Below are 14,674 nucleotides of genomic sequence, written 5' to 3'. Positions count from 1 at the left end.
TGACGGCTAGGGCCGTCGGAGACCCTTGTAATGCCTGAACACGATGTACGCCTGCAACAACTGACGGTGTGGCTCGATGAGCAGCTCAGTGATCTTTTCCGCAACAACGCCTGGGGCGAAGTGCCCGCAGGGAGCCTGACCGCCGCCAGCAGCGATGCCAGCTTCCGCCGCTACTTCCGCTGGCAGGGCGCGGGCCGTAGCTTCGTGATCATGGACGCACCCCCCCCGCAAGAAAACTGCCGACCGTTCGTCGCCATTGATCACCTGCTGGCCAGCGCGGGTGTGCATGTGCCGCTGATCCATGCCCAGGACCTGGAGCGCGGCTTCCTGCTGCTGGGTGATCTGGGCCACCAGACATATCTTGATGTTATTGATGCCGACAACGCTGATGGCCTTTTTGCCGACGCCATCGAGGCCTTGCTGGCCTTGCAGCGCCTGCCAACGGGTGCGCCGCTGCCCAGCTACGATGATGCCCTGCTGCGCCGTGAAGTAGAGCTGTTCCCCGAGTGGTACGTGGGGCGTGAGCTCGGCCTGGCCTTGAGCGAAGCGCAGAAAGCCACTTGGCAGCGCGTCAGCCAGTTGCTGATCGACAGTGCCCTGGCGCAGCCCAAGGTGCTGGTGCACCGCGACTACATGCCGCGCAACCTGATGCAAAGCACCCCCAACCCTGGTGTGCTGGACTTCCAGGATGCGGTGTATGGCCCGGTGACCTACGACATCACCTGCCTGTTCAAGGACGCCTTCCTCAGCTGGCCGCAGGCACGGGTAGAAGGCTGGCTGCGAGACTACTGGCAGCAGGCCAAGGCGCAGGGCATCCCGGTGCAGGACGACTTTGAAGCATTCCAGCGTGCCAGCGACCTGATGGGTGTGCAGCGCCACCTGAAGGTTATCGGCATTTTTGCCCGTATCTGCCACCGTGATGGCAAACCGCGCTACCTGGGCGACGTGCCGCGTTTCTTCGCCTATATAGAAGAAGTGATCGGCCGCCGGCCCGAATTGGCGGAGCTGGGTGAGCTGATTGCCGAGTTGCAGGCCGGAGCGCGTGCATGAAGGCAATGATCCTGGCAGCGGGCAAGGGTGAGCGCATGCGCCCGTTGACCCTGCATACCCCCAAGCCACTGATCCCGGTCGCCGGCCAGCCGCTGATCGAGTACCACCTGCACGCCCTGGCGGCGGCGGGTGTTACCGAGGTGGTGATCAACCATGCCTGGCTCGGCCAGCAGATCGAAGTCCACCTGGGCGACGGCAGCCGCTTCGGGCTGAGCATCCGCTATTCACCTGAGGGCGAGCCGCTGGAAACCGGTGGTGGCATCTTCAAGGCCCTGCCATTGCTGGGCGACGCGCCGTTCCTGCTGGTTAACGGCGATGTCTGGAGCGATTACGACTTCACATGCCTGCCGGGCCCCTTGCAAGGTCTTGCTCACCTGGTACTGGTCGATAACCCTGGCCATCACGGCCGTGGTGACTTCCGCCTGGTAGGCCAGCAGGTCGTCGATGGCGATGATGCACCGGGCACGCTCACCTTCAGTGGGCTTTCAGTGCTGCACCCGGCATTGTTCGACGGTTGCCAGCCCGGTGCCTTCAAGCTGGCGCCGCTGCTGCGTCAGGCCATGGCGGATGGCAAGGTCACTGGCGAACACTACCGTGGGCACTGGGTGGATGTTGGCACGCCTGAGCGCCTGGCCGAGGCTGAGCGTTTGATTGGCGAGCGCGCCTGATATGTGGTGGCCAGGCACGCTGATTGGTGTGGGTGCCGGTTTTGCTGTTGCCAGCATTCCGGGGGCCTTGCTGGGTGGGTTGCTCGGGCAGGCCATGGACCGCCGCCTGCGCTTGCAGGGCTGGGAAGACATGCGCGAACGCCTGGGCGGTCGCTCGGCCTTGCGTGACGACGAATTGCTGTTCGTGATGCTCGGGCGCCTGGCCAAATGCGATGGCCGCGTGGCTGAGCAGCATATCCGCCAGGCGCGCCAGGAAATGGTGCGCCTGGACCTGGCCGAAGCGGCCCGGCTGCGCGCGATAGCCGCGTTCAACCGCGGCAAGGCGGGCAAGGACCGGCTGGGCAGCCATTTGCGCCGCATTCGCCAGCAGCCGCATGCGGCGGAAGGCACCTTGCGCGCCTGCTGGCGCATGGTCTGGGCAGACGGCAAGATGGGCAACAAGGAACGTGAGCTGCTGCTGGACTGGGGCCAGAAGCTGGGCCTGAGCCGGCGCCAGGTGCAGGCGATGTCGCTGGAGTACGAGCCGCGCAAGGCAGCCGGAACGGAAGGGGTGGCCATGACCTATGCCGCGGCGTTGCGCTTGCTGGCGGTTGAGGGGGACACCGAGGCCGACAAGGTCAAGCAGGCTTATCGCCGGCTGGTGAGCCGGCATCACCCGGACAAGCTGGCGGGTACCGGTGCCAGCGAGGCGCAGGTGCGTGAAGCGACCGAGCGTACCCGTGAGTTGCATCAGGCCTATGCCATGATTCGTAAGCGGCGGGGCCTGTAACAGGGTGGCTGTCTTGAGTGCTGAGGTGATGCGTATATCGAGCGCCGCCCGCGCGGCGCTCGGTTCATGCCCCACCACAAGAATCAAGCTAACTCAACCCTGCGGGCTCATCCACCCCCGTACCCGGCGGAACAACTGCTCTTGTTCCGCCGCCTTGTTCCCCGGCATGGCAATCAACGACAACTGCCGGTACTGGCTGTTCTTCTGCCGCTTGCTGGCCTGCAGGCGCTGCTCGGCCGCGTTGCGGTCGCTGCTGCGGGTGACGTAATAGATATCGGCAGTTGGCACCGTCAAGGTCGGCGCCAGGCTTTCCAGGTCATGCTCAACGCGCGCCGGTGTCTGTGCGGCGACCATCACCAGTTTTTCTACCTGGGGTGGTGGCTGCTTCTCGCTCAGGTAACGGGCCGCCCAATACGCACCACTACCATGGCCGATCAGCACGATGCTGCGGGCGTTGTGTTGCTGGGCGTACGCCACGGCGGCATCCAGGCGGGCGAAGATACGTTCGGCATCTGCCGGGTCCGCCTGCTCGCTGGCCTGTTCGGCGTCAGTGCTTTCTGCCGCATCGGCATCGGCCGCCGTGGCCTGGGCGACGTTGGCATTGGCATCGGCCGGCACATCCTTGGCCGGGGCGCTTTCGCCTTGCTCTTTCGCAGGATCGGCAGGCGGTGTGGCCTCGACCCTTGCCTGCGGGCTGTCGGCGAGCAGGTCGGGCAGGCTCACGCTCAGGCTGTGCCAGCCGACATCCGGGAATTTCTGCCGCAGTGGGCCGACCGCATTTGGCCAGTCGGCGGTTTCGCCTGCACCCGGGATGATGATGACTGCCCCTTGCGGGTCGTTGTCGTTGGCCGGTTTCCACAGGGCCAGGAAGCTGTCGGCACCGGCCTGCAGGGTCTGCTGCTCGGCCTTTGGCACCAGCCGCTGCAGCGCCTGTGCATCTTCCTGGCTGCGCTCCAGCAGGGGCGGGCGAGGGGCTTCGGCGGCTGGAGCTTCGGTGGTGGTGGTTTTTTCGGCATCGGCGGCCAAGGCGCCGAGTGGAAGGATCGAGGCCAGGCAGCACATTGCCAGCGTCGTGCGATAAAGTGTGGACATGAGTCAACCCAAGGCCAGAATGATACCGGCAGCCTAATAGTATTTGCCCGCGACGGCCATGCTGCATGGCCGCCTTTGCCAAGACGAGCGTTTAGATGAAGCGAGTGCGTCGCCTGTTGGTTATCGGCTGCTTGTGGCTGCCCTTGATTGCATTGGCCAGGCCCGAGGCGGTGCCCACCGTTACGCTGGAGCCTGCGCAGCAGCAGTGGCTGGACGCGCACCGCAGCTTGCGCGTCGGCCTGGTGCTGCAGGCACCCTATGCCCAGTTCGACCGGCGCCTGCAGCAACTGTACGGGGCCAACGTAGAACTGGTGAACAGCCTGGCGCAGGCGCTGCGCCTGGACCTTACCTGGCGCAACTTCAGCGACCAGGCCAGCCTGGAACATGCCCTGCAGAGCGGCGAAATCGACTTCGCCCCCGGCCTTACCCAGACGCCGGCCAGCCTGCGGCTGTGGCTGTTCAGCGACCCGTACATGCGCGTGCCGCAATTGGTGGTAGGGCCGCGCACCGGGGCCATGGCCGTGGAGCTGGAAAAGCTTGAAGCTGAGCAGCGGGTGGCAGTGCGCATGCCCAGCCAGCTGGCCGATTACCTGCGCGGCAACTACGGCAACCTCAACCTGCAGGGGGTGCCCAACGAACGTGAGGCCTTGCAACTGGTGATAGGTGGCCAGGCCAGTTTCGCGGTGCTGGATGAAGCCCAGCTCAGCCGCTTGTCACGCGAGAGCGAGTTCAGTGAGCTGGCGGTGGTCGGCGATATCGGCCTGCCGCAGTTGTTGCGCATCGGCTCGCGGCGCGACTGGCCGCTGCTGGCCGATGTGCTCGAACGCGGCCTGCAGGCGCTGCCGGCCAAGGAGCTGGAGCAACTGCACCAACGCTGGTTGCAGCCCAAGTACCCACGCCTTAGCGAGTCGCCAGGCTTTTGGCAGAACCTGGCCTTGCTGTTCGGTTTGTTGCTGTTGTGTGCCTTGGCCACCCTGGTGTGGCAACGCCGCCAGCAGCGCCAGCTGGAGCGCAGCCTGCTGACCACGCGGGAAAGCCTGGTGGAGCGGCAAGTGCGTGAAGAGGCCCTGCGCCTGAGCCAGTTCGCCATCGACCAGAGCACGGTGGGCATTCTCTGGGTCAACTGGGACAGCCACGTACGCTACGCCAATCACGCCGCCGAGCGCATGCTGGGATATGGCGATGGCGAACTGCTGGAGCGGCCGTTGAGCACCTTCGAGCCGAGCCTGAACATGGACCGCTGGCTGGAGTTGTGGAAAGGCGCACGCACGGGTGAGGGCGGTGTTGGCCAGTTCGAGGCGCAGTGCCGACGGGCCGACAACAGCCTGCTGCCGGTCGAGCTATCACTGAGTTTTCTGCGTTTTCGAGATTCCGAATACCTGGTGGTCTACCTCGCCGATGTCACCGAGCGCCACCGCGCCCTGGCGGCACTGCGCGAGAGCGAGGCGAGGCTCAAGGGCATTGCCGGCAACGTACCGGGGCTGGTGTTCCGCCTAGAGCGTGACCCGGCCGAGGGCGAGCTGGAGTTCCCCTATATCAGTGAGGGCAGCGAGGCGTTGGTGGGCTATGCGCCTGTCGAGATCCAGCACCCACAGATGGGCCTGCGCAACCTGGTTCACCCCGAAGACCGCGCCGATTACCACCGGGTCCAGGACCTGGCCTTGGCCAGCGACCAGGACTGGTCCTGGCAGGGGCGCATCCTGACCCGCCAGGGTGAGCAACGCTGGGCCGACATCAAGGCTAGCACCCGGCGCCTGGCCAACGGCCAGGTGGTGTGGGATGGCGTGGTATGGGACATCACCCAGGGCAAGCGGGCCGAGTTGGCGTTGGCGAAATCCCAGGAGCAGCTGCGCGAGCTGTCGGCCCACCTGGAAAGCGTGCGCGAGGAAGAAAAGGCGCGCATCGCCCGGGAAGTGCATGATGAGCTGGGGCAGATGCTGACTGTGCTCAAGCTGGAGGTGTCGATGTGCGAGCTGGCGTTTGCCGAGCTGGACCCCGGCCTGCATGAGCGCCTGGCAAGCATGAAACGTCTGATTGCCCAGCTGTTCCAATTGGTGCGTGATGTTGCCACTGCCTTGCGTCCGCCGATCCTCGATGCCGGCATTGCCTCGGCCATCGAATGGCAGGCACGGCGCTTTGAAGCACGCACGCAGATCCCCTGCCTGGTACAAGTGCCGGATAATCTGCCCGCATTGAGTGATGCCAAGGCCACCGGCCTGTTCCGTATCCTGCAGGAGGCGCTGACCAACGTGATGCGTCATGCCCAGGCGCACAGCGTGGAGATCGAACTGGTGCGTGAGGAAGGGCGATTGCGCATGACCGTCAGCGATGATGGCCAAGGCTTTTGCCGCGAGCAGACCCGGCCCACTTCATTTGGCCTGGTGGGTGTACGCGAGCGGGTGCTGATGCTGGGGGGCAGCATGGCGCTGGACAGTGAACCGGGCGAAGGCACCAGCCTGAGTGTGGCCATTCCGTTGGAGTAGGAGAGCAATCGTGATTCGAGTACTGGTGGCCGAAGACCACACCATTGTCCGTGAAGGCATCAAGCAGTTGATTGGCCTGGCCAAGGACATGCAGGTGGTGGGGGAGGCCGGGAATGGTGAGCAGTTGCTCGAAGCCCTGCGCCACACGCCGTGCGAAGTGGTGCTGCTGGATATCTCGATGCCGGGGGTGAACGGCCTGGAGGCGATCCCGCGGATCCGTGCCCTGCACGATGCGCCGGCAATCCTGATGCTGTCGATGCACGACGAGGCACAGATGGCGGCGCGGGCGCTGAAGGCTGGTGCGGCGGGCTATGCCACCAAGGACAGTGACCCGGCGCTGCTACTGACCGCGATACGTCGGGTGGCAAGTGGCGGGCGTTACATCGACCCGTCACTGGCCGACCGCATGGTGTTCGAAGTGGGGCTGACCGAGTCCCGGCCATTGCACACGCTGCTGTCGGAGCGGGAATTTTCGGTGTTCGAGCGCTTGGCCCAGGGCGCCAACGTCAACGACATTGCCCAGCAGCTGGCGCTGTCGAGCAAGACCATCAGCACCCACAAGGCGCGCTTGATGCAAAAGCTGAAAGTGAACTCGCTGGCGGAGCTGGTGAAGTACGCCATGGAACACAAGCTGGTCTGATTGCGACATAGGCTTTTCGCCGCCTGCACCAGCCTCGTGTGGGAGCGGGTTCACCCGCGAAGAGGCCTGCCCAGGCACCTCACATGGCAGGCCTGGCCCTTTCGCGGGTGAACCCGCTCCCACAGGGGACAGTGTGATGCTCAGGACGAGTATTCAAATCCCGCCATCTTTGTAGGGCAATCCCTACAACGAATCTTCCATCCGGATGATGGCATTCTCTCAGTGCCCCCGATTTTCGGGCGCTTGCGGCTCTTCTACTCTTTTGCCTACGCAGTCATCCAACAAGAAGGTGCAGGCATGAGCGAGGCGAAGTCGAACGCTGCAAGCAGCGAAACGCTGGTCAGCTTCCGTGGTGTGCAGAAGAGCTACGACGGCGAGTCGCTGATCGTCAAAGACCTCAACCTGGACATCCGCAAGGGCGAGTTCCTTACCCTGCTTGGCCCGTCCGGCTCGGGCAAGACCACCAGCCTGATGATGCTGGCCGGCTTCGAAACCCCTACTGCCGGTGAAATCCAGCTGGCCGGGCGCTCGATCAACAACGTGCCGCCGCACAAGCGCGACATCGGCATGGTGTTCCAGAACTACGCGCTGTTCCCGCACATGACTGTGGCCGAGAACCTGGCCTTTCCGCTGAGCGTGCGCAACCTGAGCAAGACCGACATCAGCGAGCGGGTCAAGCGCGTGCTGAACATGGTCCAGCTCGATGCGTTTGCCAAGCGCTACCCCGGCCAGCTTTCCGGTGGCCAGCAGCAGCGTGTGGCCCTGGCCCGTGCGCTGGTGTTCGAGCCGCAGCTGGTGCTGATGGACGAACCGCTCGGCGCGTTGGACAAGCAGCTGCGTGAACACATGCAGATGGAGATCAAGCACATCCACCAGCGCCTTGGCGTGACCGTGGTGTACGTGACCCACGATCAGGGCGAAGCGCTGACCATGTCCGACCGCGTGGCAGTGTTCCACCAGGGCGAGATCCAGCAGATCGCCGACCCGCGCACGCTGTACGAAGAACCCTGCAATACCTTCGTCGCCAACTTCATCGGCGAGAACAACCGTATCAACGGCACCCTGCTGGCCAGCGATGGCAAGCGCTGCCAGGTGCAGCTGCCGCGCGGCGAGCGGGTCGAAGCGCTGGCGGTGAACGTCGGCCAGGCCGGCGAGCCGGTAACCCTGTCGATTCGCCCGGAGCGTGTGCGCCTGAATGGCCACAGCGAGCGCTGCGTCAACCGCTTCTCTGGCCGGGTGGCCGAATTCATTTACCTGGGCGACCACGTGCGGGTGCGCCTGGAAGTTTGCGGCAAGGCCGATTTCTTCGTGAAACAGCCGATTGCCGAGCTCGACCCGGCCCTGGCCGTGGGCGATGTGGTACCGCTGGGCTGGGAGGTGGAGCACGCCCGCGCGCTCGATCCGATTGCCGAAGCCCATTGATGGATTGCTTCACCAACCCTGTACTGTGGAGAGAACAAGAATGCGCAAGCCGTTGAAACTGACCGCCCTGGCCCTGGGGCTGTTCGCCGCTGGCCAGGCCATGGCCGCAGACCTCACCGTGATTTCGTTCGGGGGCGCCAACAAGGCTGCCCAGGTAAAGGCGTTCTACGAGCCATGGGAGAAGGCGGGTAATGGCAAGATCGTCGCCGGTGAGTACAACGGCGAAATGGCCAAGGTCAAGGCGATGGTCGACACCAAGAGCGTGTCGTGGAACCTGGTAGAGGTTGAGTCGCCAGAGCTGGCGCGCGGGTGCGATGAGGGCATGTTCGAAGAGCTTGACCCAGCCCTGTTCGGCAGCGAGGCCGATTACGTGCCTGGTGCCATCCAACCTTGCGGCGTGGGCTTCTTCGTCTGGTCCACGGTCATGGCCTACAACGCCGACAAGCTCAAGACCGCACCTACCAGCTGGGCCGATTTCTGGGACACCAAGCAGTTCCCGGGCAAGCGTGGCCTGCGCAAGGGCGCCAAGTACACGATGGAATTTGCACTGATGGCCGATGGCGTTGCGCCCAAGGACGTCTACAAGGTGCTGGCGACCAAAGAAGGCCAGGACCGCGCCTTCAAGAAACTCGATGAACTCAAGCCCAGCATCCAGTGGTGGGAAGCGGGTGCACAGCCACCGCAGTTCCTGGCTTCAGGCGACGTGGTCATGAGCTCTGCCTACAACGGCCGTATTGCCGCTGTGCAGAAAGAGAGCAACCTCAAGGTGGTGTGGAACGGCGGTATCTACGACTTTGACGCCTGGGCGATCCCTAAAGGTGCCAAGAACGTCGAAGAGGCGAAGAAGTTCATCGCCTACAGCGTCAAGCCCGAGCAGCAGAAGATCTACTCCGAGAACATCGCCTACGGCCCGGCCAACTCCAAGGCCGTAAGCCTGCTGTCGGATGAGGTGAAGAAGGACATGCCGACCACGCCTGAGAACATTGCCAACCAGGTGCAGATCGACGTGGCCTTCTGGGCCGACAACAGCGAGCAGCTGGAGCAACGCTTCAACGCCTGGGCGGCGAAGAAGTAAGGCGCATCAAAGGGGCGCTGGCCTTTGGGCCGGTGCTCCCCGTTTCCCTGTTTTGCGGAGTTCGCCATGGCCATTGCAGTGCCCCTCAACGAAGGCGCAGGTCCTAGTCTCAAGCAGCGCCTGAAACACGCCGAACGGGTCAACCGCTGGAAGGCGCAGGCGTTGATCGCGCCGCTGGCGCTGTTTCTTCTGCTGGTGTTCCTGGTGCCGATCGCGGCGCTGCTGTACAAGAGCGTCGGCAACCCGGAAGTGGCCGCCGGCCTGCCACGCACGGTAGACATCATCAGCCAGTGGGATGGCAAGAGCTTGCCGGGCGAGGATGTGTACAAGGCGCTGAGCCAGGACCTGGCCGAGTCGCGCAAGAACCAGACCCTTGGCGACCTTTCCAAGCGCCTGAACATGGAACTGGCCGGCTACCGCAGCTTGTTGACCAAGACCGCCCGCGCACTGCCATTCAAGGCCGAGCCTGCCTCTTATAAAGACGCCCTGCAGGCCGTCGACGAGCGTTGGGGCGACCCAGCCTACTGGCAGGCGATACGCCGCAATACCAGTACGGTGACCTCGTTCTACCTGCTGGCTTCCGTCGACCACCGCATCGACGACCTGGGCGAGCTGGCCAAGGCCACGCCGGACCAAGCCATTTACCTGGATATCTTTGCCCGCACACTGTGGATGGGTGTGGTGATTACCGCCATCTGCCTGGTGCTGGCTTACCCGCTGGCCTACCTCTTGGCCAACCTGCCGACCCGGCAGAGCAACCTGCTGATGATTCTGGTGCTGCTGCCGTTCTGGACCTCGATCCTGGTGCGGGTGGCAGCGTGGATCGTGCTGCTGCAGTCGGGTGGCCTGATCAACAGTGCACTGATGGCCATGGGCATCATCGACCAGCCGCTGGAACTGGTGTTCAACCGCACCGGTGTGTACATCTCCATGGTGCACATCCTGCTGCCGTTCATGATCCTGCCGCTGTACAGCGTGATGAAGGGCATTTCGCCCAGCTATATGCGTGCGGCGATCTCGCTGGGCTGCCACCCGTTCGCCAGCTTCTGGCGGGTGTATTTCCCGCAGACCTATGCCGGTGTTGGCGCGGGTTGCCTGCTGGTGTTCATCCTGGCCATCGGCTACTACATCACCCCGGCGCTGCTGGGGAGCCCGAACGACCAGATGGTCAGCTACTTCGTGGCCTTTTACACCAACACCAGCATCAACTGGGGCATGGCCACCGCGCTGGGTGGGCTGTTGCTTTTGGCTACCGTGCTGTTGTACCTGATCTATAGCTGGCTGGTCGGCGCCAGCCGCCTGCGCCTGAGCTGAGGAGCCTTGCCATGTTGAGCCCCTATATGTCGCCCGTGGAGCGGGTCTGGTTCTACAGCCTGCGCATTCTTTGCGGACTGGTTTTGCTGTTCCTGATCTTGCCGGTGCTGGTGATCGTGCCGCTGTCGTTCAACAGTGGCAGCTTCCTGGTCTACCCGCTGCAGGGCTTTTCGTTGCAGTGGTACCAGGACTTCTTCGGCTCGGCCGAATGGATGCGGGCACTTAAAAACAGCATCATCGTCGCCCCGGCGGCCACGGTGCTGGCCATGGTTTTCGGCACCCTTGCGGCCATTGGCCTGACCCGTGGCGATTTCCCCGGCAAGTCGCTGGTAATGGCGCTGGTGATTTCACCGATGGTGGTGCCTGTAGTGATCATCGGTGTGGCCAGCTACCTGTTCTTTGCCCCGCTGGGTATGGGTAACAGCTTCACCTCGCTGATTCTGGTGCATGCGGTGCTGGGTGTACCGTTCGTCATCATTACCGTGTCGGCAACTTTGCAGGGCTTCAACTACAACCTGGTGCGGGCCGCTGCCAGCCTGGGTGCGTCGCCGCTGCTGGCCTTCCGTCGGGTGACCCTGCCGCTGATTGCGCCCGGGGTGATCTCGGGGGCGCTGTTTGCCTTTGCGACGTCGTTCGACGAGGTGGTGGTGACACTGTTCCTGGCCGGGCCGGAGCAGGCGACCCTGCCGCGGCAAATGTTCAGTGGTATCCGCGAAAACCTGAGCCCGACCATTGCTGCGGCGGCGACCTTGCTGATTGCGTTCTCGGTGGTGTTGCTGCTGACCCTGGAGTGGTTGCGTGGGCGCAGCGAGAAGCTGAGAACCCAGCAACCGGCCTGATGATGGGTCGCCTGCTCCGGCCTCTTCGCGGCTAACGCCGCTCCCACAGGATTGTGCGGCCCCTGTGGGAGCGGCTTTAGCCGCGAAGAGGCCGGCACAGGTTGAAACAGCTGGTCGACACCAATTGATACCAATCAGCCTCTACCCGTTCGCCTGGGTTACAATGCGCGCCACCGTGATTCTGCCAACAGGTGCGCCATGCAGCCCTACGCTATTGCCCCCTCCATCCTCTCCGCCGATTTCGCCCGCCTGGGTGAGGACGTCGACAAGGTATTGGCTGCGGGTGCCGACATCGTCCACTTCGATGTCATGGACAACCACTACGTTCCCAACCTGACCATTGGCCCGATGGTCTGCACCGCCCTGCGCAAGTACGGTGTTACCGCGCCGATCGACGTGCACCTGATGGTCAGCCCGGTCGACCGCATCATCGGCGACTTCATCGAAGCCGGCGCCACCTACATCACCTTCCACCCGGAAGCCTCGCAGCACGTCGACCGTTCGCTGCAACTGATCAAGGACGGCGGCTGCAAGGCCGGCCTGGTGTTCAACCCGGCCAGCAGCCTGGATGCCCTGAAGTACGTGATGGACAAAGTCGACATGGTGCTGCTGATGAGCGTCAACCCAGGCTTTGGCGGGCAGAAGTTCATCCCGGGCACCCTCGACAAGCTGCGCGAGGCGCGTGCGCTGATCGACGCCAGTGGCCGTGATATCCGCCTGGAAATCGACGGTGGCGTGAACGTCAACAACATCCGCGAGATCGCTGCCGCTGGCGCCGACACCTTCGTGGCCGGTTCGGCAATCTTCAACGCCCCGGACTACCAGGAAGTCATCGCCAAGATGCGCGCCGAACTGGCTCAGGCCCGCCCATGAGTGGCTTCGAGCAGCTGTTCCCGGGGACGCTGCCGAAGCTGGTGATGTTCGATCTGGACGGTACCCTGATCGATTCCGTGCCAGACCTGGCCGCCGCCGTGGACCGCATGCTGCTCGAACTGGGGCGCCCGCCCGCCGGCCTTGAGGCAGTACGCCACTGGGTTGGCAATGGCGCCCAGGTGCTGGTGCGCCGTGCACTGGCGGGTGGCATAGACCACGCCGCCGTGGACGATGCGCTGGCTGATCAGGCGCTGGCGCTGTTCATGGACGCTTATGCGCAAAGCCATGAGCTGACCGTGGTCTACCCCGGTGTGCAAGACACCCTGCGCTGGCTGCGCAAGCGGGGCGTTGAAATGGCCCTGATCACCAACAAGCCCGAGCGCTTCGTCGGCCCGCTGCTGGACCAGATGAAAATCGGCAACTACTTCCGCTGGATCATTGGCGGCGACACCCTGCCGCAGAAAAAGCCAGACCCGGCGGCTTTGCTGTTTGTCATGCAGATGGCCAGCGTTACCCCGCAGCAGTCGCTGTTCATCGGCGATTCGCGCAGTGACGTACTGGCGGCCAAGGCGGCTGGCGTGCAGTGCGTGGGGCTGACCTACGGCTACAACCATGGCCGGCCGATCCACGATGAATCTCCCAACCTGGTGATCGACGACCTGCGCGCATTGTTGCCCGGTTGCGCAGACCCGGCCACTGGGATAACGTTGGCCAACCTTCAAGCCTCACAAGACAGAGAGCCCACCGTGGTGGTTACTGGCAAATTCTGGATGAAAGTCATCAAGGCCCTGGCCCGTTGGCGTTGGCGCGCCTGACTTCAGCCTGCCGGCGCGTGCCGGCCCGTCCGTTTGCCTGACCTATTGCTGCTTGCCACGAGGCTACTCATGAACCGCGAAGAATTCCTGCGCCTGGCCGCTGCCGGCTACAACCGCATCCCCCTGGCCTGCGAAACCCTGGCCGACTTCGACACGCCGCTGTCGATCTACCTGAAACTGGCTGACCAGCCCAACTCGTACCTCCTCGAATCGGTACAGGGTGGCGAGAAATGGGGCCGTTATTCGATGATCGGCCTGCCGTCGCGCACCGTGATGCGTGTGCACGGCTACCACGTCAGCATCCTGCAGGATGGCATCGAGGTTGAAAGCCACGATGTCGAAGACCCGCTGGCGTTTGTTGAAACCTTCAAGGACCGCTACAAGGTTGCCGACATCCCCGGCCTGCCGCGTTTCAATGGCGGCCTGGTAGGGTATTTCGGCTATGACTGCGTGCGCTATGTGGAAAAGCGCCTGGGCGCCAGCCCCAACCCGGACCCGCTGGGCGTGCCGGATATCCTGCTGATGGTGTCCGATGCGGTGGTGGTGTTCGACAACCTGGCAGGCAAGATGCACGCCATCGTGCTGGTCGACCCGGCTGAAGATCAGGCCTTTGAACAGGGGCATGCACGCCTGCAAGGCCTGCTGGAAACCCTGCGTCAGCCGATCACCCCGCGCCGCGGCCTGGACCTGAGTGGCCCGCAGGCCGCCGAGCCGGAATTCCGCTCCAGCTATACCCGCGACGACTACGAGAACGCGGTTGGCCGTATCAAGGAGTACATCTTGGCCGGCGACTGCATGCAGGTGGTGCCGTCGCAACGCATGTCGATCGACTTCAAGGCTGCGCCCATCGACCTGTACCGTGCGCTGCGCTGCTTCAACCCGACGCCGTACATGTACTTCTTCAACTTCGGCGACTTCCATGTGGTCGGCAGCTCGCCCGAGGTGCTGGTGCGGGTCGAGGACAACCTGGTCACCGTGCGCCCGATTGCCGGTACCCGCCCGCGTGGCGCGACCGAAGAAGCCGACCGCGCGCTGGAAGACGACCTGCTGTCGGACGACAAGGAAATCGCCGAACACCTGATGCTGATCGACCTGGGCCGCAACGACGTCGGCCGTGTGTCCTCGACCGGCAGTGTGCGCCTGACCGAGAAGATGGTGATCGAGCGTTACTCCAACGTGATGCACATTGTCTCCAACGTCACCGGCCAGCTGCGTGAAGGGCTGACGGCGATGGATGCGCTGCGGGCGATCCTGCCGGCTGGCACCCTGTCGGGTGCGCCGAAGATTCGCGCGATGGAAATCATCGACGAGCTGGAGCCGGTCAAACGTGGGGTTTACGGTGGTGCAGTCGGCTACTTTGCCTGGAACGGCAACATGGACACCGCGATTGCCATCCGTACTGCCGTGATCAAGGATGGCGAACTGCATGTACAGGCCGGGGGCGGCATTGTTGCCGACTCGGTGCCGGCGCTGGAATGGGAAGAAACCATCAACAAGCGCCGGGCCATGTTCCGTGCGGTGGCGCTTGCAGAGCAGACGTCGGCTGAATAAACAGATTGGGGCTGCTGTCCAGCCCTTCGCGGCACAAGGCCGCTCCTACAGGGAATCGCGCAAATCCCGGGACCTGCGCGGTC

13 protein-coding genes are annotated in these 14,674 nt (G+C 63.7%); 12 read left to right on the top strand and 1 reads right to left on the bottom strand.

Features of this window, described 5'->3' with window-relative positions:
• Positions 1–30: 30 nt before the first annotated feature.
• The 3 genes from ABI582_RS09890 to ABI582_RS09880 are packed head-to-tail and all read left to right on the top strand — an operon-like array spanning position 31 to position 2,487.
• Entirely contained in the window at positions 31–1,050 is a 1,020-nt protein-coding gene (locus ABI582_RS09890) for an aminoglycoside phosphotransferase family protein (protein WP_338745889.1), read from the top strand.
• Positions 1,047–1,718 carry an N-acetylmuramate alpha-1-phosphate uridylyltransferase MurU gene (gene murU, locus ABI582_RS09885; RefSeq protein WP_338745890.1) on the top strand — a complete coding sequence of 224 codons (672 nt, stop codon included), beginning with the start codon at positions 1,047–1,049 and terminating at the stop codon, positions 1,716–1,718. The genes ABI582_RS09890 and murU overlap by 4 nt, the downstream gene beginning before the upstream one ends.
• A 1-nt stretch (position 1,719) precedes the next feature.
• Complete coding sequence (locus ABI582_RS09880) at positions 1,720–2,487, top strand: TerB family tellurite resistance protein (protein WP_442119075.1); 768 nt, start codon at positions 1,720–1,722, stop codon at positions 2,485–2,487.
• A gap of 93 nt (positions 2,488–2,580) precedes the next feature.
• On the opposite strand, the gene ABI582_RS09875 is transcribed toward ABI582_RS09880, so the two are convergent.
• Complete coding sequence (locus tag ABI582_RS09875; protein WP_442119074.1) at positions 2,581–3,579, bottom strand: alpha/beta hydrolase family protein; 999 nt, start codon at positions 3,577–3,579, stop codon at positions 2,581–2,583.
• A gap of 95 nt (positions 3,580–3,674) precedes the next feature.
• Here ABI582_RS09875 and ABI582_RS09870 point away from each other — a divergent pair, with 95 nt between their 5' ends.
• The 9 genes from ABI582_RS09870 (at position 3,675) to trpE (ending at position 14,591) form a co-directional block, all read left to right on the top strand.
• Entirely contained in the window at positions 3,675–6,062 is a 2,388-nt protein-coding gene (locus tag ABI582_RS09870; RefSeq protein WP_442119073.1) for a PAS domain-containing sensor histidine kinase, read from the top strand.
• A gap of 7 nt (positions 6,063–6,069) precedes the next feature.
• Complete coding sequence (locus ABI582_RS09865; protein WP_442119213.1) at positions 6,070–6,702, top strand: response regulator; 633 nt, start codon at positions 6,070–6,072, stop codon at positions 6,700–6,702.
• Between the two features lie 297 nt (positions 6,703–6,999).
• Positions 7,000–8,124, top strand: a complete 1,125-nt coding sequence (locus tag ABI582_RS09860; RefSeq protein ID WP_442119072.1) for an ABC transporter ATP-binding protein — start codon at positions 7,000–7,002, stop codon at positions 8,122–8,124.
• 40 nt (positions 8,125–8,164) lie between these two features.
• Entirely contained in the window at positions 8,165–9,199 is a 1,035-nt protein-coding gene (locus ABI582_RS09855; protein ID WP_338745895.1) for an ABC transporter substrate-binding protein, read from the top strand.
• 66 nt (positions 9,200–9,265) lie between these two features.
• A complete protein-coding gene (locus ABI582_RS09850) occupies positions 9,266–10,513 on the top strand; it encodes an ABC transporter permease (RefSeq protein ID WP_442119071.1) in 1,248 nt (415 codons plus the stop codon).
• A gap of 11 nt (positions 10,514–10,524) precedes the next feature.
• Positions 10,525–11,352 carry an ABC transporter permease gene (locus tag ABI582_RS09845; RefSeq protein WP_016497719.1) on the top strand — a complete coding sequence of 276 codons (828 nt, stop codon included), beginning with the start codon at positions 10,525–10,527 and terminating at the stop codon, positions 11,350–11,352.
• Between the two features lie 198 nt (positions 11,353–11,550).
• Entirely contained in the window at positions 11,551–12,225 is a 675-nt protein-coding gene (rpe, locus tag ABI582_RS09840; RefSeq protein ID WP_049273746.1) for a ribulose-phosphate 3-epimerase, read from the top strand.
• A complete protein-coding gene (locus ABI582_RS09835) occupies positions 12,222–13,040 on the top strand; it encodes a phosphoglycolate phosphatase (RefSeq protein ID WP_442119070.1) in 819 nt (272 codons plus the stop codon). Before rpe ends, ABI582_RS09835 begins: the two co-directional genes overlap by 4 nt.
• A 69-nt stretch (positions 13,041–13,109) precedes the next feature.
• Positions 13,110–14,591, top strand: coding sequence for an anthranilate synthase component I (gene trpE, locus ABI582_RS09830; RefSeq protein WP_338745900.1), 1,482 nt, complete (start codon positions 13,110–13,112; stop codon positions 14,589–14,591).
• The last annotated feature ends 83 nt before the right edge of the window (positions 14,592–14,674 follow it).

It is taken from the genome of Pseudomonas sp. SAS7 (assembly GCF_052112345.1).
Lineage (GTDB): Bacteria > Pseudomonadota > Gammaproteobacteria > Pseudomonadales > Pseudomonadaceae > Aquipseudomonas > Aquipseudomonas putida_Q.
This window is presented reverse-complemented; position numbering and strand designations above follow the sequence as displayed.